Origin of the sequence: Dysgonomonas sp. Shenzhen-Wh21, from assembly GCF_043392705.1 — a bacterium.
Taxonomy (GTDB): Bacteria; Bacteroidota; Bacteroidia; order Bacteroidales; family Dysgonomonadaceae; genus Dysgonomonas.
On record NZ_JAIXHZ010000109.1, the window covers coordinates 1 to 20896 of the forward strand.

Sequence of the window (20896 nt, forward strand, 5' to 3'; positions counted from 1 at the left end):
TGCAATAATTGCATTATCAAGAGAATTCTGTTGTATGATATTGCTTTACTGAAGCAATGTTCAGAAGATTGATTTATACAACAGAATTCTCTTGATAATGCAATTATTGCAATCATAGCGAATGAAATTTCGCTTATAAAGTTTAAAATTAAATAAGAAAACAAATAAAAACTAAAGAATAATTATGATTATTGTTCCATTGAAAGAAGGGGAAAATATCGAAAGAGCCCTAAAGAAATTTAAAAGAAAATACGAAAAAACAGGTGTTGTTAAAGAACTTAGAAGACGTCAGGAATTCCAAAAGCCTTCTGTAGTGAAGAGAGCAAACAAACTTCATGCAGTTTATGTGCAGAAGATGCACCGTATGGAAGAGTAAAAGAAGTATTGCCAATTTCGCATAATATTATTAACTTCGTCATTCAAGATAGAATGTTTCTCGAATGATGCTGTTGATAGAAAAATATATCAGGTATCTCCGTTATGAAAAGAACTATTCTTTACATACGGAGATTTCTTATTCTGAAGACCTCAGTCAGTTCGTAGCGTTTCTTGCCGAGCATTTTTATGATACCGACATAAAGCATGTAGATAGAGATATTATTCGCATGTGGATCGTTTCTATGATGGAGAGGAAAATCTCAGCCCGTTCTGTAAACCGTAAGCTAAGCGCAGTGAAATCGTTTTACAGATATTTGCAGAGAATAGGAGAAGTAACCGTAAATCCAGCCAGTAAAGTAAATGGCCCGAAAGTTGGTCGGCCAATTCCTGCTTTTGCTAACAGTGCAGATATGGAGAAGGTACTGGATGAGGGGGATTACGGAGACTCATTCAAATCGTTGCGAGATCATATTATAATAGAGTTGTTTTATGTTACCGGAATCCGTCGGGCAGAATTAATAGGATTGAAAGATGTTGATGTCGATTTCTCTTCCGAAACCATACAGGTTACAGGGAAGCGCAATAAGCAGCGTCTGATTCCTTTTAGTGATGGCGTGAAGCAGTCTCTTGAGCAATATATTGCAGTGCGAAATAAAGAAGTAGGAAACCAATCAGGTTACTTATTTGTTAAGAATAATGGAGAGCCGCTTTATCCGATGTTGGTGCATCGTATTGTGACTTCTAATTTACAGCAAATAGAAACTCTGGCTAAGGTTAGCCCTCATGTTCTTCGACATTCGTTTGCAACGGGCATGCTCAATAATGGAGCGGATATTAATGCAGTAAAGGAGTTGCTTGGTCATGCAAGCTTGGCTGCTACAGAAATATACACACATACTTCGTTTGAAGAATTAAAGAGAATTTATAACAAAGCTCACCCAAGAGCTTAAAAAGTAAAGGAGGATTAGTTATGAATATTGTAATTCAATCGGTGCACTTTGATGCGTCAGTACAACTGAAAGAGTTTATTGAGAAAAAAATATCAAAATTGGATAAATTTACAGATCAGATTGTAGATGCAGAAGTTATATTGAAAGTCGTGAAGCCGGAAGTAGCCAATAATAAAGAGGCTTCGGTTAAATTGAATATAAAAAATGGAGAGTTGTTTGCCAATAAGACTGCCGATAGCTTTGAGGAGGCTGTTGCTCAGAGTATAGAAGCTTTGGAAAAGCAAGTGCTTAAGGTAAAAGAGAAGGCTCAGGCTAAATAAAATAGCAATGTTCATGAAATTGGCACTAAGCTAGTTGAAGCTAAATACACAATCAAAAGAAAACACAAGGGAAAATAAATCTATAAAGTGTTGCGATTCTAAAAAAAAATATCTAATTTTGTCGCCGTTTCGCTGTGTAAAAAGCGAGATGGCGATAATTATTAGACTTTTAGCCTCTTTAGCTCAGTTGGCCAGAGCACGTGATTTGTAATCTCGGGGTCGTTGGTTCGAATCCGACAAGAGGCTCAAGCTATAAGGAAAAAGAAGTTTTGAAAAAGCTATGAATCAATAGATTTGGATATTTCTTCACTTTAATTTCCATTACTTTTGCTTTAATAATAATATCTCTTGTTTTTAAGTACGGAGAATTGTTTAATTTGGAGCAAGATTTTGAGATTTAAGCCAATGTAGCTCAGTGGTAGAGCACTTCCTTGGTAAGGAAGAGGTCACGGGTTCAAATCCCGTCATGGGCTCTAACGGGGATACAAGATTCAAAATTGAATTAAATATATACATTTAACTAAATAATAGAAGATTAATTATGGCAAAAGAACATTTTAACCGGGCGAAACCGCACGTAAATATCGGTACAATCGGTCACGTTGACCACGGTAAAACTACTTTGACTGCTGCTATCACTAAAGTATTGGCTGACAAAGGTCTTTCTCAAGCACGCTCATTCGACTCTATCGATAACGCTCCTGAAGAAAAAGAACGTGGTATTACAATCAATACTTCTCACGTAGAATACGAAACAGCTAACCGTCACTATGCTCACGTTGACTGTCCAGGACACGCCGACTACGTAAAGAACATGGTTACTGGTGCTGCTCAGATGGACGGTGCTATCATCGTTGTAGCTGCTACTGATGGTCCTATGCCTCAAACTCGTGAGCACATCCTTCTTGCACGTCAGGTAAACGTACCAAGATTGGTTGTTTTCATGAACAAATGTGATATCGTTGATGACGAAGAAATGCTAGAATTGGTAGAACTTGAAATGAGAGAACTTCTTTCATTCTACGAATTCGACGGAGATAATACTCCAGTTATCCGTGGATCTGCACTTGGTGCTTTGAACGGTGTTGAACCTTGGGTTAGCCAAGTAATGGAGCTTATGAATGCTGTTGATACTTGGATTCCACTTCCTCCACGTGATGTTGATAAACCATTCTTGATGCCGGTTGAAGACGTGTTCTCTATCACAGGTCGTGGTACTGTAGCAACAGGTCGTATCGAAACTGGTAAGATCAAAACTGGTGAAGAAGTTCAAATCATCGGTCTTGGAGCTGAAGCTAAAAAATCAGTTGTAACAGGAGTAGAAATGTTCCGTAAGATTCTTGACGACGGACAAGCCGGTGACAACGTAGGTCTTCTTCTTCGTGGTATCGATAAAGAAGAAATCAAACGTGGTATGGTTATTACTCACCCAGGTAAAATCACTCCTCACACTACATTCAAAGCTGAGGTTTATATCTTGAAGAAAGAAGAAGGTGGACGTCACACTCCATTCCACAACAAATATCGTCCTCAGTTCTATCTACGTACATTGGACGTAACAGGTGAAATCTCTCTTCCAGAAGGAACAGACATGGTAATGCCTGGTGATAACGTAACAATCACAGTAGAATTGATTTACCCAGTTGCTTGTAACGTAGGTCTTCGTTTCGCTATCCGTGAAGGTGGACGTACAGTAGGTGCTGGTCAGATTACAGAAATTTTATCTTAATAATTTCTATAAAACCTAAAGTCGGTTTGCAATATAACCGACTTTAATATACGGGCGTAGTTCAGTGGTAGAGCGTTGGTCTCCAAAACCAAATGTCGGGAGTTCGAATCTCTCCGCCCGTGCTAAACTCAAACAGGAGTGATGAAAAAAATAATTAACTATTTTAAAGATTCTTATAACGAACTTGTATATAAGGTTTCTTGGCCCTCTCGTCCGGAATTGACCAGCAGTGCAGTTATTGTCATGATCGCTTCCATTATTATGGCATTGGTTGTGTGGGGTGTTGATTCGGTGTTTGATAGAGCGGTTAAGTTGCTTTATGGTCTGTTGTAATCTTTATCTTGTCAAAAAACTATGACTGAAATCGAAAAGAAATGGTACGTTCTGCGTGCTGTTAGTGGAAAAGAAAATAAAGTCAAAGAATATCTTGAATCAGAGATAAAGAAAACTGACTTAGGGAAGTATATTTCTCAAGTTCTTATTCCTACAGAGAAAACTTATATTATGCGTAACGGAAAGAAGGTTCTTAAAGAAAGAGCTTATCTTCCCGGCTACATATTGATTGAGGCTGCACTCGTAGGTGAAGTGATCCATGAACTTCGTAACATTAATTTCGTTGCAGGTTTTTTACCGAATACTACTAATCCACAACCGCTGAGCCAATCTGAAGTAAATCGGATATTAGGTACAATGGACGAACTGGATGAGCAGGAAGTAGGTTTGGATATTCAATATTTTGTTGGAGAAAACGTGAAAGTAACAAATGGTCCTTTCTCTGGTTTTTCTGGCATTATTGAAGAGGTGAACGCTGAGAAAAAGAAACTCAAGGTGATGGTAAAGATATTTGGAAGGAAAACTCCTCTCGAATTGAATTACATGCAAGTTGAAAAAGAGCAATAAGGACTGGTTACGCACTCTGGATGTTCTATTTAAGTTTTAACAAAACTAAAAATTAAAAACAAAAATGGCTAAAGAAATTGCTGGACAATTAAAGTTACAGATTAAAGGCGGTGCAGCAAATCCATCTCCTCCGGTAGGGCCTGCTTTAGGTTCTAAAGGTATCAATATCATGGATTTCTGTAAGCAATTTAATGCCAGAACTCAAGACAAGGCAGGTAAAATATTACCAGTGGTAATTACTTACTATGTTGATAAGTCTTTTGATTTTATTGTAAAACAACCACCTGTAGCAATTCAGTTACTTGAAGCTGCTAAAACAAAGAGTGGATCAGCAGAACCAAATCGTAAGAAGGTAGCAGAAATTACTTGGGATCAAGTACAAGCTATCGCTGAAGACAAAATGGTTGACCTGAACTGTTTTACCGTAGAATCTGCCATGAAGATGGTTGCTGGTACAGCAAGAAGTATGGGTATTACTGTAAAAGGGGCTTTCCCTGATGTTAAATAATTAAACTTCAATTGATAATGGGTAAACTTACAAAAAATCAGAAGTTAGCTTTCAGCAAAATTGAAGCAGGGAAATTATATACACTGACTGAAGCATCAGCTCTTGTAAAAGAGATAACAACTACAAAATTCGACTCATCTGTCGATTTGGATGTACGCTTAGGTGTAGACCCACGTAAAGCTAACCAGATGGTGAGAGGTGTAGTATCTCTTCCTCATGGAACAGGAAAACAAGTAAGAGTTTTGGTATTATGTTCTCCGGATGCAGAAGCTGCAGCTAAAGAAGCTGGTGCAGACTATGTAGGTTTGGATGAATATATCGAAAAGATAAAAGGTGGTTGGACTGATATTGATGTTATCATCACTCAGCCTGCTATCATGGGTAAAGTTGGAGCTTTGGGGCGTGTACTTGGACCTCGTGGTCTGATGCCTAACCCTAAGAGCGGAACTGTGACTGTGGACGTTGCTAAAGCTGTAACTGAAGTGAAATCAGGTAAAATCGACTTTAAAGTTGATAAAGCAGGTATCGTTCATGCTTCTATAGGTAAAGTATCTTTTACTTCAGATCAGATCAGAGATAATGCAAGAGAATTTATTTCTACGCTTATCAAACTGAAACCGACTGCAGCTAAAGGAACTTATGTGAAAAGTGTTTGTCTTTCAAGTACTATGAGTCCGGGTGTAAAAATAGACCCTAAATCAGTAGAAAATTAATCAAAATTGACTGAAACATTATGAGAAAGGAAGATAAAAGTACTATCATAGAAACTATAGCGGCGACAATCAAAGGTTACGACAATTTCTATCTTGCTGATATCGCTACTCTTAATTCGACTAAAACCAGCGAATTGAGAAGAGAGTGCGCAAAGCAAGAAATTAAATTAATGGTCGTAAAGAATACCCTGTTGCAGAAAGCATTGGATACACTTGAAGGTGACTATTCGGAACTACATTCAGTTTTGAAAGGAAATACTGCAGTGATGTTTTCCAATTCTGCTAATGCACCGGCTAAACTGATCGCTAAGTACAAGAAAGAAGGAATTCCTTCGCTTAAGGCTGCTTATGTACAAGAAAGCTTCTACATAGGTGCGGAAAATTTGAGCGCATTAGAAAACATCAAGAGCAAGAACGAACTTATCGGCGATGTTATCATGTTGCTTCAATCTCCAGCCAAGAATGTTATCTCAGCCCTTCAATCGGGTGGTAATACCATTCATGGTGTATTAGAAACATTATCGAAACGATAATTCATTTAAAAAAGAATAATAACAATTTTAATTTATACAAAAATGGCAGATATCAAAGCTATTGCAGAACAACTAGTAAATTTGACAGTGAAAGAAGTTAGCGAATTAGCTGAAATTCTAAAAACTGAATATGGTATTGAACCAGCCGCTGCTGCTGTTGCAGTTGCAGGTCCGGCTGCAGGTCCAGCTGCAGAAGCTGTAGAAGAAAAAACATCTTTCGATGTAATCTTGAAATCAGCAGGTGCAAACAAATTGCAAGTTGTTAAAGCTGTTAAAGAACTAACAGGACTTGGTTTGAAAGAAGCTAAAGATCTAGTTGATGCTGCTCCTGGTGAACTTAAAAAAGGAGTAACTAAAGATGAAGCAGAAGCATTGAAAAAACAATTAGAAGAATCAGGAGCTGAAGTTGAACTTAAGTAAAAACAGTCCTGTCAAAGGATACTTTGGTTAGGAACCTTCGTTGTGAAGGTTCTTAACCTTTTTACGTCAAAAATAATAAGTTCATCAAAACTGGATATTCCATGTCTTCAATAAATACAAATCAAAGAGTCAATTTCGCTTCAATCAAAAATCCGCTACCTTATCCGGATTTTCTTGAAGTGCAGCTAAAGTCATTCCGCGACTTTTTACAACTTGATACTCCTCCCGAAAAGAGGAAGAAAGAAGGTCTATACAAAGTTTTTGCAGAAAACTTTCCTATAGCTGATACACGAAACAATTTTGTATTAGAATTTTTGGACTACTTTATCGATCCGCCGCGTTACACAATCGAAGAGTGTATCGACAGAGGATTGACGTATAGTGTTCCTCTAAAAGCAAAACTTAAACTTTATTGTACCGACCCCGATCATGAAGACTTTGACACGGTTATTCAGGATGTTTATTTGGGGTTGATACCATACATGACCCAAAAAGGTACATTCGTGATCAATGGTGCCGAGCGTGTTGTTGTTTCGCAGTTGCACCGTTCGCCGGGCGTATTTTTCGGACAAACAATGCATGCTAATGGTACTAAATTGTATTCGGCACGTATCATTCCTTTCAAAGGTTCATGGATTGAATTTGCTACAGACATCAATAATGTCATGTATGCATATATTGACCGTAAAAAGAAATTACCTGTAACTACGCTCCTTCGTGCTATCGGTTTTGAGAGTGATAGAAATATCCTCGAAATATTCGATCTGGCAGAAGAGGTAAAAGTTAATAAACAAAATATAAAAAAGATAGCAGGCCGTAAACTTGCTGCCAGAATTCTTAGAACCTGGATGGAAGACTTCGTGGATGAGGATACCGGTGAGGTAACATCTATCGAACGTAACGAAGTTATTCTTGAACGTGAAACTATTCTGGAAAAAGATCATCTGGATTTGATACTCGATTCGGGTGTATCTTCTATATTATTGCACAAAGAGTCTCAGAATATTTCTGACTTTGCAATTATATACAATACATTACAAAAAGACCCAAGTAACTCGGAAATAGACGCCGTTCGTCATATCTACAGACAATTGCGTAGCGCAGAGCCTGCTGATGATGCAAGTGCTCGTGAGGTTATTAATAACCTTTTCTTTTCTGAAAAACGTTACGATTTGGGAGAAGTAGGACGTTACAGGCTGAATAAGAAACTGGGACTTTCTACTAGTACAGATATTCGTGTTTTAACGAAGGAAGATATTATTGAGATCATCAAATATCTTATCGAGTTGATAAACTCAAAAGCCATCGTTGACGATATCGACCACTTGAGCAACCGTCGTGTACGTACTGTAGGAGAACAGCTTTTCAATCAGTTTGGAGTTGGTCTTAACCGTATGGCACGTATCATCCGTGAAAGAATGAACGTTCGCGATAATGAAGTGTTTACGCCGATTGATTTGATCAATGCTAAAACAATTTCTTCTGTCGTAAATACATTCTTCGGTACAAATGCGTTGTCTCAGTTCATGGATCAAACCAATCCATTGGCTGAAATTACTCACAAGCGTCGTATGTCTGCCCTTGGACCAGGTGGTCTTTCTCGCGAAAGAGCCGGTTTTGAGGTGCGTGACGTTCACTATACACACTATGGTCGTCTTTGTCCGATCGAAACACCTGAGGGTCCAAACATTGGTTTGATATCTTCTCTTTGTGTTTATGCAAAGATCAACGACCTTGGTTTTATCGAAACACCATATCGTAAAGTAGCAGATAGTAAAGTCGACTTATCGTCTGAAGGTATCGTATATCTTGCAGCCGAAGAGGAAGAAGACAGGCTTATCGCTCAAGGTAATGCTCCGTTGAATGATGACGGATCATTTATCAATATGCGTGTAAAAGCTCGTCAAGATGCAGACTATCCTGTTATTGAGCCATCAGAAGTAGAGTTGATGGACGTATCTCCAACTCAGATTGCTTCTATTGCAGCATCGTTGATTCCATTCTTGGAGCATGATGATGCCAACCGTGCGCTGATGGGATCGAACATGATGCGTCAGGCTGTTCCTTTGATGCGTACCGAATCTCCTATCGTAGGAACCGGTATCGAAGGTCAGCTTATCCGTGACTCTCGTACTCAGATTGTAGCAGAAGGTGCAGGTGAAGTTGTCTTTGTAGATGCCGATACGATTAAAATTAAATACGATCGTACAGCAGACGAAGACTTTGTGGCTTTTGACGATGCGATCAAAACATATTCTATTCCTAAGTTCCGTAAGACAAACCAAAATACAACAATCGACCTTCGTCCTATCTGTAGAAAAGGCGACAGAGTTGTGTTGAATCAGATACTAACAGAAGGTTATTCAACTGAAAAAGGTGAATTGGCTATCGGTAAGAATCTGAAGGTTGCCTTCATGCCTTGGAAAGGATACAACTTTGAGGATGCGATCGTTCTGAACGAACGTGTTGTTCGCGAAGATATCTTTACATCTGTCCATGTAGAAGAGTTTGCGCTTGAGGTTCGTGATACAAAACGTGGTGTTGAAGAATTGACATCCGATATTCCGAACGTAAGTGAAGATGCTACTAAAGACTTGGATGAGAGAGGTATTATCCGTGTAGGAGCTCGTGTTAGTCCGGGAGATATCCTTATCGGTAAGATTACACCTAAGGGTGAATCTGATCCTTCTCCTGAAGAAAAGCTGCTTCGTGCAATCTTTGGAGACAAAGCCGGTGATGTGAAAGATGCATCTTTGAAAGCATCTCCTTCATTGAAAGGTGTTGTTGTATCAACAAACTTGTTCTCTAAAGCATCTAAAAAGGGTAAGACAAAACTTTCGAGCAAAGCTTTGCTTCCTAAACTAGATGAAGAGTATGAAGAAAAGATGGCAAAACTGAAAGGAATATTAGTAGATAAGTTATTGGTATTGACCGAAGGTAAACCATCACAGGGTGTTAAAGATTATTTGAATGTTGATATTATCGGTAAAGGCTCTAAGTTTACGAAGAGTGCTTTGGATGGTATCGATTACGAATCAATACAGGTAAGTAACTGGACATCGGATGAGCACAAAAATGCGCTTATCAGAGATGTTATCGTAAACTACCTACATAAATATAAAGAGCTTGATGCTGAGCTTAAACGTAAGCGTTTCGACCTCACTATAGGAGATGAACTACCTTCGGGAATAGTTCAGATAGCTAAAGTTTATGTGGCTAAGAAACGTAAGATACAGGTTGGAGATAAGATGGCAGGTCGTCACGGTAACAAAGGTATCGTGTCGCGTATCGTTCGTCAGGAAGATATGCCATTCTTGCCGGATGGAACTCCGGTTGATATCGTGTTGAATCCGTTAGGGGTGCCTTCACGTATGAACCTTGGTCAGATCTTCGAAACTGTATTGGGTTGGGCCGGTAAAGAGCTGGGAGTTAAGTTTGCTACACCAATTTTTGATGGTGCTAGCCTTGACGATTTGAACGAATGGACAGATAAAGCTGGAGTACCACGTTATGGTAAAGTCCGTCTTATTGATGGAGGAACAGGTATTCAATTTGACCAACATGCTACCGTAGGTATAATTTATATGCTTAAACTCGGTCACATGGTTGAAGATAAGATGCATGCCCGTTCTATCGGACCATACTCACTTATTACCCAACAGCCTCTTGGAGGTAAGGCTCAATTTGGGGGTCAGCGTTTCGGAGAAATGGAGGTTTGGGCACTGGAAGCATTCGGTGCAGCTCACATTCTTAGAGAAATTCTGACAATCAAATCGGATGACGTTATAGGGCGTTCAAAAGCTTATGAAGCGATTGTAAAAGGTGAACCTATGCCGCAGCCGGGTATTCCTGAATCATTAAACGTACTTCTTCACGAAATGCGTGGTTTGGGATTGAGTGTCTCTCTCGATTAATATCATATTATCCGTTGGTTTTCGGCTTTAACTAAGCTGATAGCCGACGGATTCTAAATACTCTAACAAACAGCTATCGGCTAATGGCTAATAGCTACAGCTTTTAAAAGAAAAAAGTATATGGCTTTTAGAAAAGAAAATAAAGTAAAGAGTAGCTTTTCAAAAATAACTGTGAGCCTTGCATCTCCTGAAGAAATTCTGGAAGCATCAAGCGGTGAAGTTTTGAAACCTGAAACAATCAACTATCGTACTTACAAACCTGAACGTGACGGGCTTTTCTGCGAACGTATATTCGGACCTGTAAAGGATTACGAATGTCATTGCGGTAAATACAAAAGAATCCGTTATAAGGGTATCGTTTGTGACCGATGCGGTGTTGAAGTTACAGAGAAGAAAGTTCGTCGCGAACGTACAGGACATATCCACCTTGTTGTTCCTGTGGCTCATATCTGGTATTTCCGTTCGCTGCCAAACAAAATGGGTTATCTTTTAGGTATACCTACCAAGAAACTGGATTCTATCATCTACTACGAACGTTATGTTGTGATTCAGTCCGGTGCGGCAGTAGAAGAAGGAATAGCAGATAAAGACCTTCTTACAGAAGAAGAATATTTGAATATTCTGGATAAGCTTCCAAAAGAAAATCAACTGTTGGACGATACCGATCCTAACAAGTTTATTGCTAAAATGGGGGCTGAGGCTGTTTATGACCTTTTGTCTCGTATCAACCTCGATTCATTAGCTAATACTCTGCGCCATAAGGCAAGCACAGATACATCTCAACAACGTAAGAACGAGGCATTGAAACAACTTCAGGTTGTAGAAGCGTTCCGTGGATCGAAAGGTAAGAATAAACCGGAGTGGATGATTGTAAAAATTGTTCCGGTAATTCCGCCAGAGCTTCGTCCGTTGGTTCCATTAGATGGAGGTCGTTTTGCTACATCCGACCTGAATGATTTGTATCGTCGTGTGATTATACGTAACAATCGTCTGAAAAGACTTATTGATATCAAAGCTCCCGAAGTTATCTTACGTAACGAAAAACGTATGCTTCAGGAAGCTGTCGATTCATTGTTTGACAACTCACGTAAGTCAAGTGCAGTTAAGACAGATGCCAATCGTCCATTGAAATCACTATCCGACAGTTTGAAAGGTAAACAAGGTCGTTTCCGTCAAAACTTGTTGGGTAAGCGTGTCGACTATTCAGCTCGTTCGGTAATTGTCGTTGGGCCCGAATTGAAGATGCACGAATGTGGTATTCCTCAGGATATGGCAGCTGAGCTGTACAAACCATTTATTATACGTAAGCTGATCGAGCGTGGTATCGTTAAGACAGTAAAATCGGCTAAGAAGATCGTAGATCGTAAAGAGCCTGTGGTATGGGATATCTTGGAACATGTGATGAAAGGACATCCGGTTATGCTCAACCGTGCCCCTACTCTTCACCGTCTTGGTATCCAGGCATTCCAGCCTAAGATGATTGGTGGTAAAGCGATCCAGTTGCACCCGTTAGCATGTACGGCGTTCAATGCCGACTTCGACGGTGACCAGATGGCTGTTCACTTACCATTAGGAAATGAAGCTATCCTTGAGGCACAGATGTTGATGCTTGCATCTCATAACATTCTGAACCCTGCAAATGGAGCTCCTATTACCGTGCCTTCTCAGGACATGGTTCTTGGACTATATTATATCACAAAAATCCGTAAGGGTGCTCTTGGTGAAGGTCTTATATTCTATGGACCTGAGGAAGCTATTATTGCATACAATGAAGGTAAGGTTGATATACATGCTTTGATAAAAGTATATGTGAATGACCTTGACGAAAATGGTGAAATAAAGAAATTGATGCGTGAAACTACTGTCGGACGTGTTCTTGTTAATGAGAAGACTCCAGTAGAAGTAGGATTCATCAATGAAGTGCTTTCTAAGAAATCATTACGTGATATTATCGGTAATGTAATCAAAGCCTGTGGGGTTGCAAAAACAGCACAGTTCCTTGACGACATTAAAGATTTAGGTTATACAATGGCATTCCGTGGAGGTTTGTCGTTCAACCTCGAAGATGTAATCATTCCTGAAGAAAAAGATACATTAGTACAACAAGGTTATGACGAAGTAGAGCAGATATTGAATAATTATAACATGGGATTCATTACCTACAACGAACGTTACAACCAGATTATTGATATATGGACACACGTCAACTCAAGATTGTCTAACATCTTGATGAAACAACTTTCGGAAGACGATCAGGGATTCAACGCCGTATATATGATGTTGGATTCAGGAGCCCGTGGATCGAAAGAGCAGATTCGTCAGTTGTCAGGTATGCGTGGATTGATGGCGAAACCTCAAAAGAGTGGGGCAGAAGGAGCTCAGATTATTGAGAATCCGATCTTGTCGAACTTTAAAGAAGGATTGTCGGTGTTAGAGTACTTTATCTCTACCCACGGTGCGCGTAAGGGTCTTGCCGATACGGCTTTGAAGACTGCCGACGCCGGATATTTGACTCGTCGTCTTGTTGACGTATCTCAAGATGTGATCATTAATGAAGAAGACTGTGGTACATTGCGTGGTCTTGTTTGTTCAGAGCTTAAAAACAATGAAGAAGTTGTTGCTTCTTTATATGAACGTATCTTAGGTCGTGTATCTGTTCATGATATCCAACATCCGATGACAGGAGAAATCATTGTTAAATCGGGAGAGGAAATCAAAGAAGATGCAGCCGCTATTATACAGAATTCTCCTATCGAGAGCGTAGAGATCCGTTCGGTTCTTACTTGCGAATCGAAGAAGGGTGTTTGTGGTAAATGCTATGGACGTAACCTTGCAACAGGCCGTATGGTTCAGCGAGGTGAGGCTGTAGGTGTTATTGCCGCACAGTCTATCGGTGAGCCGGGAACACAGTTGACACTACGTACATTCCACGTTGGGGGTATCGCATCTAATATTGCTACCGAAAGTAGCGTTGTTGCTAAATACGATGGTATATTAGAAATAGATGATCTTCGTACAGTAGATATTCTTGACGAAACGGGCAAGAAAACTCAGATTGTAGTTAGCCGATTGGTAGAGCTTCGTCTGGTTGATCCTAACACTAAAATCGTACTCCTTACTCATAATATCCCTTATGGTTCTAAATTGTACTTTAAGGATGGGGCTAAGGTGAAAAAAGATGATCTGATCTGTGATTGGGATCCATTTAATGCCGTTATTATATCTGAAGCTACAGGACGTATCAAATTTGAGAATGTAATAGAAGGTGTTACGTTTAAAGTTGAATCGGATGAGCAAACCGGTCTGAAAGAAAAGATCATTATCGAATCTCGCGATAAGACTAAAGCTCCTGAAGCTCATGTCTTGGATGAGCAGGGTAGAACTATCAAAACTTATAGTTTACCATTAGGTGCTCACCTTGTGAAAGATGATAATGATGCGATCAAAGCCGGAGATGTACTTGTTAAGATTCCTCGTGCAGTAGGTAAGGCTGGTGATATCACCGGAGGTCTTCCTCGTGTAACTGAGTTGTTCGAAGCTCGTAACCCATCTAATCCTGCAGTAGTGTCGGAAATCGATGGTGAGGTTTCATTTGGTAAGATCAAACGTGGTAATAGAGAAATTATAGTAACTTCTAAACTTGATGAAGTTAAGAAATATCTGGTGCCTCTATCCAAACAAATTCTTGTTCAAGAAAATGACTTTGTGAGAGCCGGTATGCCACTGTCTGACGGAGCTACAACTCCTTCTGATATATTGGCTATTATGGGACCTACAGCCGTTCAGGAATATATTGTAAACGAAGTACAGGACGTATACCGTCTACAGGGTGTGAAGATCAACGACAAGCACTTCGAGGTGATTGTTCGTCAGATGATGCGCAAGGTAGAAGTTATCGATCCGGGAGATACTCGTTTCCTAGAACAGCAGGTTATCGACAAATATGAAGTAATGGAAGAGAATGACAGAATCTGGGGTAAGAAAGTTATTGTTGACGCCGGAGATTCTTCAACATTCGAACCGGGACAGATTGTTACTGCACGTAAGCTAAGAGACGAAAACTCTATGCTGAAACGTAGAGACCTTCGTCCGGTAGAAGTGCGTGACGCAGTTCCTGCAACAGCTAACCAGATACTTCAAGGTATTACCCGTGCTGCTCTCCAGACTCAAAGCTTTATGTCTGCCGCTTCGTTCCAGGAAACAACAAAAGTACTGAACGACGCTGCTATAAACGCTAAGGTAGACAGACTGGAAGGATTGAAGGAGAATGTAATCTGTGGTCACTTATTACCTGCCGGTACAGGACAACGTGAATTTGAAAAATTAGTTGTTGGTACAAAGGAAGATTTTGACAGGATTGCTGCAACCAGAAAGACTGTAGTAGATTTTGATGCCGTAGAATAATTAATTATTCTTTTATATAGTTAGAAAGGGGAGAGAAACATAATGTTTCTCTCCCCTTTCATTTTTTGTTAAGCTTACCGAGCTAAACTCTATGTGTAAGATTATTTACCTTGTTGAGCGTCTTTTAGCATCTTTTCGTTAGGAAGGATATAAACTTCTACACGACGGTTTTGAGCTCTACCTGCAACAGAACTGTTGTCGGCAACAGGTTGTGTAGATCCAAATCCTTGAGATACCATACGTTTTCCGGAAACTCCTTTCGTTTGAAGGAAATTATAAACAGCTTGTGCACGTTTTTCAGACAAAGGATTGTTTATAGCGTCAGAACCTGTATTATCTGTGTGTCCGTATATTTGAACATCAGTGTCAGGATTATTATTTAATGAAGCAGCGAAGTTGCTTAGTGCGCTTTGTGAAGCAGAACTTAATGTGCTTGAATTTGTTGCGAATAGAATTCCTGATTCAAACGTAACTTTGATAGCTTGTCCATCGTTGATAGATTCCACCTGAGCTCCGTTGATTTGCTCCAATTCTTTCTTTTGTTTGTCCATCTTGTTGCCAATGATAGCACCGGCCGAACCACCAACTACAGCGCCTATCCCTGCACCCCATGCAGCACCTTTACCGCCGCCTATAATAGCACCAATACCTGCGCCCAATGCACCACCTGCTCCTGCACCGATACCTCCACCTTTTACAGTATTGCTGGCTCCACAGCTAGATAATAGTAATGCGCAGCTTAAAACAATAGCTGCTACGAATGAAAAATGTTTCATAAATTTATTCTTTTAATAATTAAAATTTGTGTGATTATCTTCGTTTTATTCGAATATCCCTAGTGATTCACAATATGCAATCTCGCCCTGTATAATGAATGCGATATCTTCGGCTGAGAAGTTATTTATTTTGTCTTTTTTCGTATTCTTCAATACATAAGATACAATTTCATCTTCATCGATGTCTACAATTACGTTCTCATCGGCATCTTCGTCCATGTAGCCTTTTTCTTCATAGAATTCGTAAACGATATCAATAATATAGTTGATTTCGTCACTCGAGTATTTTCCTTTCATTTCTTGCGGAAGATAGTTCTGTATATACTTTACAGCATCATCTTCGTCATACTGTATCAGATCTTTATCACTGCTCATCATCTTATATTTTAGGATTATATTATTTAGATTTATAACAACAAAGTTACTTTGATGTTCAAATATGGCTGGTTTATTATTTTCGTAGTTTATTTATTCTTCTGTTATTCTAAGTTTGCTTTTTATTGAGACTTGTTATGTGAAAGAAGGTTTAATATTTCTTACTGTTTATTAGGATTCAATGTTTAATCAAAAGTAGTTATTTTATTTTTTTTTCCAAATAAGATAGGCTAAAACGATCAGCGGTAAAACCATTATACCCAAATAGACCGCATTCATACTAAGTAGTTTTGCAGGAGTGTAAATGACAGCCACAACAATACCTACAATAGCTCCGCCCATGTGCGCATCGTGCCCTATATTACCCACCTTTTTCAGCATACCATAGATGGAAAAAGCCAGATATCCAAGCCCGAAAATCCATCCCGGGATATCTATCGGAATAAAGAAAAATCGGAGAGGCATTGTGGGATATACAGCTATAGCAGCGAATAGTATACCTACCACTCCTCCTGAAGCACCGATGGCACTGTAGTAGTATTCTTTTCTATGGATGAAAAGAGAGAGTAATCCTCCGCCAATGATAGACAAAAAGTAAATAGCCAGGTATATCCATACTCCGAAAGAGTAAGTAATAATATCGGAGAAGAAGTACAATGTCATCATATTAAACAATAGATGCATATAGTCTCCATGAAGCGTAGCAGATGTTAACAGTCTGTCCCATTGTTTTGAATTGCCCAAAATAGCCCCTACATTAAACTTGTAGCGTTCAAAGAAGGCCATGTCACCAAAACCCTTTATGCTGGTTATAACTGTGAGAGCAATAATCAAAATAGGTAAAATCGACTGCAAACTAAAATCCATAATTTTCATTTTTCGTAAAGGCAAAGGTATAAAAAAGAGTATAAGCCTTGAAAATTTTGTGCTATATTTCTTTCGTCGAAGTCATTCCTCGCTTACAGATTGATAGTTTGAATATTTTCATGTAAATTTGAAACCTATAATTAATTAGAATAGAACGGCATGAAATCTATATTTATCTGGCTATTTATTACGTTTGCTTGTGTTCCTATGGCATTTTCACAAACTCTTTCCGATGCAAAAGAATTATATCTTCAAGGAGAATATGCAAAGGCTTTACCCATTTTTGAAGAGGAATATAAAGCTAAGCCGGAGGACGCCAATCTAAATCAATGGTATGGGGTTTGCCTGCTGGAAACGGGAGGAGATCTCAATAAAGCGGAAGAATGCCTCATTGTTGCTTCTAAAAAAAGAATACAAGAATCTTTTTTGTATCTGGGGCAATTATATGGACAAGAGTATAAATTTACACAATCGGAAGAATCTTTCAACAAATACGAAGCCGGTCTTAAAAAGAAAGATGAAGCATCGAGAGCAAAATTAGACGAGAAGAGAAAAGTGATGTCACGTCTTCGGCGTATGGTGTCCAACACAGAAGATATACAGATAATAGATAGTGTAATTGTAGATAAGGCAAAATTTCTTTCAGCTTATAAGCTGAGTCTCAGTTCGGGAAAACTAGAACCCTTTGACAAGATTTTTACATCAGCAAAGCATATAGATGCAACGGTATATACGAATGAAAAAGGGACTAAAATGTATTATGCCAAGCCCGATAAAGACAATGTGTTCAGTCTTTACTCTAAAGAAAAGCTATTCGATGACTTCGGTAATGAAAAGAAGCTTTCGGCAAACAATTTTGGTCTTTCTGGTGATATAAACTATCCGTACGTAATGGCAGATGGAGTGACAATCTATTTTGCAGCAAAAGATGAAGAAACGCTCGGAGGGTATGATTTGTTTGTCTCTCGCTACAATATGAATACAGATACCTATCTCGCTCCTGAACGTCTGAATATGCCATTCAATTCGTTGTTTAATGACTATATGATGGCAGTGGACGAAGAAAAGGGCATTGGCTGGTTTGCCTCCGATAGATATATGCCTAAAGGGAAAGTTTGCATATATACATTTGTTCCGAATAAAGTAGTGAAAACCATCCAGAGCGAGGATGAAAGCTATCTGGCAGGCAGAGCTAAAATATCTTCGATAAAGAGTACATGGCAAAAAAATAATAATTACAAAAATCTGATTGCGTTGGCTCGTCAAGAAGCTGTTGTGAAAGTAGAGGTGACTCATGATTTTGAATTCGTTATTAATGATAACAAGACGTATTATAAAATGTCGGATTTCAAAAATAGAACAGCTCAGAATACATATTCGAAGGTAGTAGAGATGAAATCGGAACTAAAAGGACTATCCGAAAAGTTGGAAAAACTGCGTGCAGATTATAATACTGCATCTCAGGATGAAAAGCGGAGAATGTCTTCAGATATCTATAGTCTTGAAAAGGAAGTGGAACAATTGCAAGTGAGTATACCTCAAATGGAAATACAGGCAAGAAATCAAGAGATACAAGCCCGATAGTTCTTTTGTTTAACTTGAAGTTTACTTAGAGTAACAAAAAACCACAAATAATACATAATTGATAGTAAATCGTTATATTTGCAACCTGTTTTATATTAAATAATTTACTCTATACCAATAAAAAAATGAGAATCGCTATTGTTGGCACAAGTGGTGCTGTAGGTCAGGAGTTTTTAAGAGTTCTTGACGAACGAAATTTCCCGATAAAGGAATTAGTATTATTCGGTTCTGCCAGAAGCGCAGGCAATGTCTATACGTTTCGTGATAAACAGTATACGGTGAAGGAGCTGAAGCACAATGACGATTTTAAAGATATAGATATTGCTTTTACATCGGCAGGAGGAAGTGTTTCTATCGAATATGCTGAAACAATTACTAAGCATGGCGCAATCATGATAGACAACTCAAGTGCTTTCCGTATGGATAAGGATGTGCCTCTTGTTGTACCCGAAGTAAATGGAGAGGATGGGAAAGTTCGTCCTAAAGGGATAATCGCAAATCCTAACTGCTCAACTATACAGATGGTAGTGGCAATGAATGTGATAGAAAAAATATCTCATATCAAAAGGGCGCACGTAGCAACCTATCAGGCAGCATCAGGAGCAGGAGCAGCGGCTATGGAAGAGTTGATCAATCAATTTAAGCAAATTGCATTCAACAATGATGTGGCTGTAGAGAAGTTTGCTTACCAGCTTGCGTATAACGTGATTCCTCACATAGATGTGTTTACAGATAACGGGTATACAAAAGAAGAGTTAAAGATGTACAACGAAACGCGTAAGATTATGCACTCTGATATAGAAGTGAGTGCAACCTGTATCCGTGTTCCTGTACTTCGTTCTCATTCTGAGGCTATCTGGGTAGAGACCGAAAAACCTGTGTCGCCGGAAGAAGCCCGTGAGGCATTCTCAAAAGCTGAAGGAATTGTGTTGCAAGACAATCCGGCACAAAAAGAATATCCGATGCCATTGTTTGTTGCAGGACAAGACCCGGTATATGTTGGACGTATACGCCAAGATATAGCGAATAAGAATGGTTTGACATTCTGGGTAGTAGCCGATCAGATCAAGAAAGGCGCAGCATTAAATGCAGTTCAGATAGCAGAGTATTTGATCAAAGAAAATGCTATTTAAGTCAGGAAACTGTTTGTATAATCAAAACAAACAACTATATTTGCATCGCAATTAGCGAAAAGCCGATTGTGGTTTCAGGAAGTGTGGGTGAGTGGCTGAAACCACCAGTTTGCTAAACTGACGTACGGGTAACTGTACCGGGGGTTCGAATCCCCCCGCTTCCGCTTTAAGAAAAGACAAAAAGCGACAAAGCTTGGATAAATCCTACAATATCAACGTATTGTAGGATTTTTTTATGTTTTCACCTTTCCTCCGAAAGACATAAAAAAGCCACTTTGAGACAACAATCTGTTGCCAAAGTGTTCACCCCTGCAATTTTATTCGTTCACCCTTGACGTGTCGCAAATTGGTAGTTTGTAGTCCAATATTGGCAGTGCTTATTTTCCTCAAAAACAACAGATTAAAATTAATTTTAACGCTTTAAAAAGAGGAATTATGAGAACATCAAAAAGCACGTTTGCTATCACTTTCTACCTAAGAAAGGACAAAATGAGGAAGGATTCGTTCACCCCTATCTTTTGCAGGATAACTATTGCGGGTGAGGCTGTAAGTTTTAATATCCACAAAGACATCAGAGCCGAGCTTTGGGATATGGAGAATCACAAAGCCAGGAGTAAATCGAGAGAAGCTATAGAGGTGAATCAAACCCTTGATGCTTGTCGTACTATCTTACACAATATGTATCGGGAGATATTCGAGAAAGACAATTATGTGACTGCTGAAAAATTGAAGAATTCTTATCTGGGTATATCAACTGATAACACAATGCTGCTCGTTTTGTTTAGAGACCTTATAAAAGATATAGAAGCTTTGGTAAATATCACTAAGGCAAAAGCAACCTTGCAAAAATATAAAGTGACTTATACAAGGATATCTGAGTTTATGAAATTCAAGTATAATATTTCTGATATCAATGTAAAAGAGATAAAGTATCAATTTATCTGCGATTTTGAAGTCTATCTGAGAACACAAGCAAGCTGTAGTCCTAATACAACAGCAAAGTTCATTCAATTCTTTAAACGAGTGATTCTCATCGCTCAGAATAATGGATGGATGCAACACAATCCTTTTGCAAACTATAAAATCCATTTTAAGAAAGTTGATAGAGGATATTTGACTGACCAAGAACTAGAGATTATTAAAAATAAGGAATTTGATATAGAACGGCTTGAAAAAGTGCGAGATATTTTTGTGTTTGCCTGTTGGACTGGTTTGGCTTACGTGGATACTTATAAACTTACCTATGACAATATAAAAATAGGGGTAGATGGAAAGCTGGAAAATCCAGTTCAGATTGACCCCTTTTGCCAAGTCTAAATTGACCCCTGAAAAAACTTTATTATTACCCCTAAAATATCCTCTATCAACTTTCTTAAAATGGATTTTATAGTT

The 20896-nt window shown here is 38.9% G+C and carries 18 protein-coding genes and 4 tRNA genes; 19 read left to right on the forward strand and 3 right to left on the reverse strand.

From position 1 onward, the window contains the following. The first annotated feature begins 184 nt into the window (after positions 1 to 184). The 15 genes from rpsU to rpoC all read left to right on the forward strand — a co-directional run bounded on the left by rpsU (position 185) and on the right by rpoC (position 14769). A complete protein-coding gene (rpsU, locus tag LDB17_RS06910; RefSeq protein ID WP_006841938.1) occupies positions 185 to 376 on the forward strand; it encodes a 30S ribosomal protein S21 in 192 nt (63 codons plus the stop codon). Positions 377 to 446: 70 nt separating this feature from the next. Then, positions 447 to 1328 (forward strand): tyrosine recombinase XerC, encoded by an 882-nt coding sequence (gene xerC / locus LDB17_RS06915; protein WP_252639577.1) that lies wholly within the window; start codon positions 447 to 449, stop codon positions 1326 to 1328. Between the two features lie 20 nt (positions 1329 to 1348). After that, positions 1349 to 1648 carry a ribosome hibernation-promoting factor, HPF/YfiA family gene (gene hpf, locus LDB17_RS06920; RefSeq protein ID WP_006841940.1) on the forward strand — a complete coding sequence of 100 codons (300 nt, stop codon included), beginning with the start codon at positions 1349 to 1351 and terminating at the stop codon, positions 1646 to 1648. A 172-nt stretch (positions 1649 to 1820) separates the two neighbouring features. Continuing rightward, positions 1821 to 1894, forward strand: a tRNA-Thr gene (locus LDB17_RS06925). Between the two features lie 155 nt (positions 1895 to 2049). Beyond that, a tRNA-Thr gene (locus LDB17_RS06930) sits at positions 2050 to 2121 on the forward strand. A gap of 68 nt (positions 2122 to 2189) precedes the next feature. Then, on the forward strand, positions 2190 to 3377 hold the full coding sequence (gene tuf / locus LDB17_RS06935; RefSeq protein ID WP_006841941.1) for an elongation factor Tu: 1188 nt from the start codon (positions 2190 to 2192) through the stop codon (positions 3375 to 3377). A 50-nt stretch (positions 3378 to 3427) separates the two neighbouring features. Next, positions 3428 to 3499 (forward strand) — tRNA-Trp (locus LDB17_RS06940). A gap of 19 nt (positions 3500 to 3518) precedes the next feature. Then, positions 3519 to 3710: a preprotein translocase subunit SecE gene (gene secE / locus LDB17_RS06945; protein WP_135105768.1), complete on the forward strand. Its 192-nt coding sequence runs from the start codon at positions 3519 to 3521 to the stop codon at positions 3708 to 3710. 21 nt (positions 3711 to 3731) lie between these two features. Then, positions 3732 to 4277 carry a transcription termination/antitermination protein NusG gene (nusG, locus tag LDB17_RS06950; RefSeq protein ID WP_006841943.1) on the forward strand — a complete coding sequence of 182 codons (546 nt, stop codon included), beginning with the start codon at positions 3732 to 3734 and terminating at the stop codon, positions 4275 to 4277. A gap of 64 nt (positions 4278 to 4341) precedes the next feature. After that, positions 4342 to 4785 (forward strand): 50S ribosomal protein L11, encoded by a 444-nt coding sequence (gene rplK / locus LDB17_RS06955; RefSeq protein ID WP_135105770.1) that lies wholly within the window; start codon positions 4342 to 4344, stop codon positions 4783 to 4785. 17 nt (positions 4786 to 4802) lie between these two features. Next, positions 4803 to 5498 (forward strand): 50S ribosomal protein L1, encoded by a 696-nt coding sequence (rplA, locus tag LDB17_RS06960; protein ID WP_006841945.1) that lies wholly within the window; start codon positions 4803 to 4805, stop codon positions 5496 to 5498. Positions 5499 to 5518: 20 nt separating this feature from the next. Further along, positions 5519 to 6031 (forward strand): 50S ribosomal protein L10, encoded by a 513-nt coding sequence (gene rplJ / locus LDB17_RS06965; RefSeq protein ID WP_135105772.1) that lies wholly within the window; start codon positions 5519 to 5521, stop codon positions 6029 to 6031. A 42-nt stretch (positions 6032 to 6073) separates the two neighbouring features. Beyond that, complete coding sequence (gene rplL, locus LDB17_RS06970) at positions 6074 to 6451, forward strand: 50S ribosomal protein L7/L12 (protein WP_006841947.1); 378 nt, start codon at positions 6074 to 6076, stop codon at positions 6449 to 6451. Positions 6452 to 6552: 101 nt separating this feature from the next. Then, positions 6553 to 10365, forward strand: a complete 3813-nt coding sequence (gene rpoB, locus LDB17_RS06975; protein WP_252639558.1) for a DNA-directed RNA polymerase subunit beta — start codon at positions 6553 to 6555, stop codon at positions 10363 to 10365. A gap of 120 nt (positions 10366 to 10485) precedes the next feature. Beyond that, entirely contained in the window at positions 10486 to 14769 is a 4284-nt protein-coding gene (rpoC, locus tag LDB17_RS06980) for a DNA-directed RNA polymerase subunit beta' (protein ID WP_252639557.1), read from the forward strand. Between the two features lie 101 nt (positions 14770 to 14870). On the opposite strand, the gene LDB17_RS06985 is transcribed toward rpoC, so the two are convergent. The 3 genes from LDB17_RS06985 to LDB17_RS06995 all read right to left on the reverse strand — a co-directional run bounded on the left by LDB17_RS06985 (position 14871) and on the right by LDB17_RS06995 (position 16787). Further along, a complete protein-coding gene (locus LDB17_RS06985; protein WP_135105778.1) occupies positions 14871 to 15545 on the reverse strand; it encodes an OmpA family protein in 675 nt (224 codons plus the stop codon). 45 nt (positions 15546 to 15590) lie between these two features. Further along, the gene (locus LDB17_RS06990) at positions 15591 to 15920 is read right to left on the reverse strand and encodes a hypothetical protein (protein WP_135105798.1); all 330 of its coding nucleotides are present in this window, start codon (positions 15918 to 15920) and stop codon (positions 15591 to 15593) included. Between the two features lie 204 nt (positions 15921 to 16124). Then, a complete protein-coding gene (locus LDB17_RS06995) occupies positions 16125 to 16787 on the reverse strand; it encodes a rhomboid family intramembrane serine protease (RefSeq protein ID WP_006841952.1) in 663 nt (220 codons plus the stop codon). 159 nt (positions 16788 to 16946) lie between these two features. On the opposite strand from LDB17_RS06995, the gene LDB17_RS07000 reads away from it, so the two are divergent. The 4 genes from LDB17_RS07000 (at position 16947) to LDB17_RS07015 (ending at position 20821) form a co-directional block, all read left to right on the forward strand. Further along, positions 16947 to 18371: a tetratricopeptide repeat protein gene (locus LDB17_RS07000; protein WP_252639556.1), complete on the forward strand. Its 1425-nt coding sequence runs from the start codon at positions 16947 to 16949 to the stop codon at positions 18369 to 18371. Positions 18372 to 18496: 125 nt separating this feature from the next. Next, the gene (locus LDB17_RS07005; protein ID WP_252639555.1) at positions 18497 to 19504 is read left to right on the forward strand and encodes an aspartate-semialdehyde dehydrogenase; all 1008 of its coding nucleotides are present in this window, start codon (positions 18497 to 18499) and stop codon (positions 19502 to 19504) included. 77 nt (positions 19505 to 19581) lie between these two features. After that, positions 19582 to 19668 (forward strand) — tRNA-Ser (locus LDB17_RS07010). A gap of 271 nt (positions 19669 to 19939) precedes the next feature. Further along, positions 19940 to 20821, forward strand: a complete 882-nt coding sequence (locus tag LDB17_RS07015) for a site-specific integrase (protein ID WP_252639554.1) — start codon at positions 19940 to 19942, stop codon at positions 20819 to 20821. The last annotated feature ends 75 nt before the right edge of the window (positions 20822 to 20896 follow it).

Coding starts and splice junctions, on each gene's coding strand:
- rplK (WP_135105770.1), top strand. CDS start 4,342: ATGGCTAAAGAAATTGCTGGACAATTAAAGTTACAGATTAAAGGCGGT.
- nusG (WP_006841943.1), top strand. CDS start 3,732: ATGACTGAAATCGAAAAGAAATGGTACGTTCTGCGTGCTGTTAGTGGA.
- LDB17_RS06985 (WP_135105778.1), bottom strand. CDS start 15,545: ATGAAACATTTTTCATTCGTAGCAGCTATTGTTTTAAGCTGCGCATTA.
- tuf (WP_006841941.1), top strand. CDS start 2,190: ATGGCAAAAGAACATTTTAACCGGGCGAAACCGCACGTAAATATCGGT.
- LDB17_RS07005 (WP_252639555.1), top strand. CDS start 18,497: ATGAGAATCGCTATTGTTGGCACAAGTGGTGCTGTAGGTCAGGAGTTT.
- hpf (WP_006841940.1), top strand. CDS start 1,349: ATGAATATTGTAATTCAATCGGTGCACTTTGATGCGTCAGTACAACTG.
- LDB17_RS07015 (WP_252639554.1), top strand. CDS start 19,940: ATGAGAACATCAAAAAGCACGTTTGCTATCACTTTCTACCTAAGAAAG.
- rplJ (WP_135105772.1), top strand. CDS start 5,519: ATGAGAAAGGAAGATAAAAGTACTATCATAGAAACTATAGCGGCGACA.
- rpoB (WP_252639558.1), top strand. CDS start 6,553: ATGTCTTCAATAAATACAAATCAAAGAGTCAATTTCGCTTCAATCAAA.
- rplA (WP_006841945.1), top strand. CDS start 4,803: ATGGGTAAACTTACAAAAAATCAGAAGTTAGCTTTCAGCAAAATTGAA.
- LDB17_RS06990 (WP_135105798.1), bottom strand. CDS start 15,920: ATGAGCAGTGATAAAGATCTGATACAGTATGACGAAGATGATGCTGTA.
- rpsU (WP_006841938.1), top strand. CDS start 185: ATGATTATTGTTCCATTGAAAGAAGGGGAAAATATCGAAAGAGCCCTA.
- secE (WP_135105768.1), top strand. CDS start 3,519: ATGAAAAAAATAATTAACTATTTTAAAGATTCTTATAACGAACTTGTA.
- rplL (WP_006841947.1), top strand. CDS start 6,074: ATGGCAGATATCAAAGCTATTGCAGAACAACTAGTAAATTTGACAGTG.
- LDB17_RS06995 (WP_006841952.1), bottom strand. CDS start 16,787: ATGGATTTTAGTTTGCAGTCGATTTTACCTATTTTGATTATTGCTCTC.
- rpoC (WP_252639557.1), top strand. CDS start 10,486: ATGGCTTTTAGAAAAGAAAATAAAGTAAAGAGTAGCTTTTCAAAAATA.
- LDB17_RS07000 (WP_252639556.1), top strand. CDS start 16,947: ATGAAATCTATATTTATCTGGCTATTTATTACGTTTGCTTGTGTTCCT.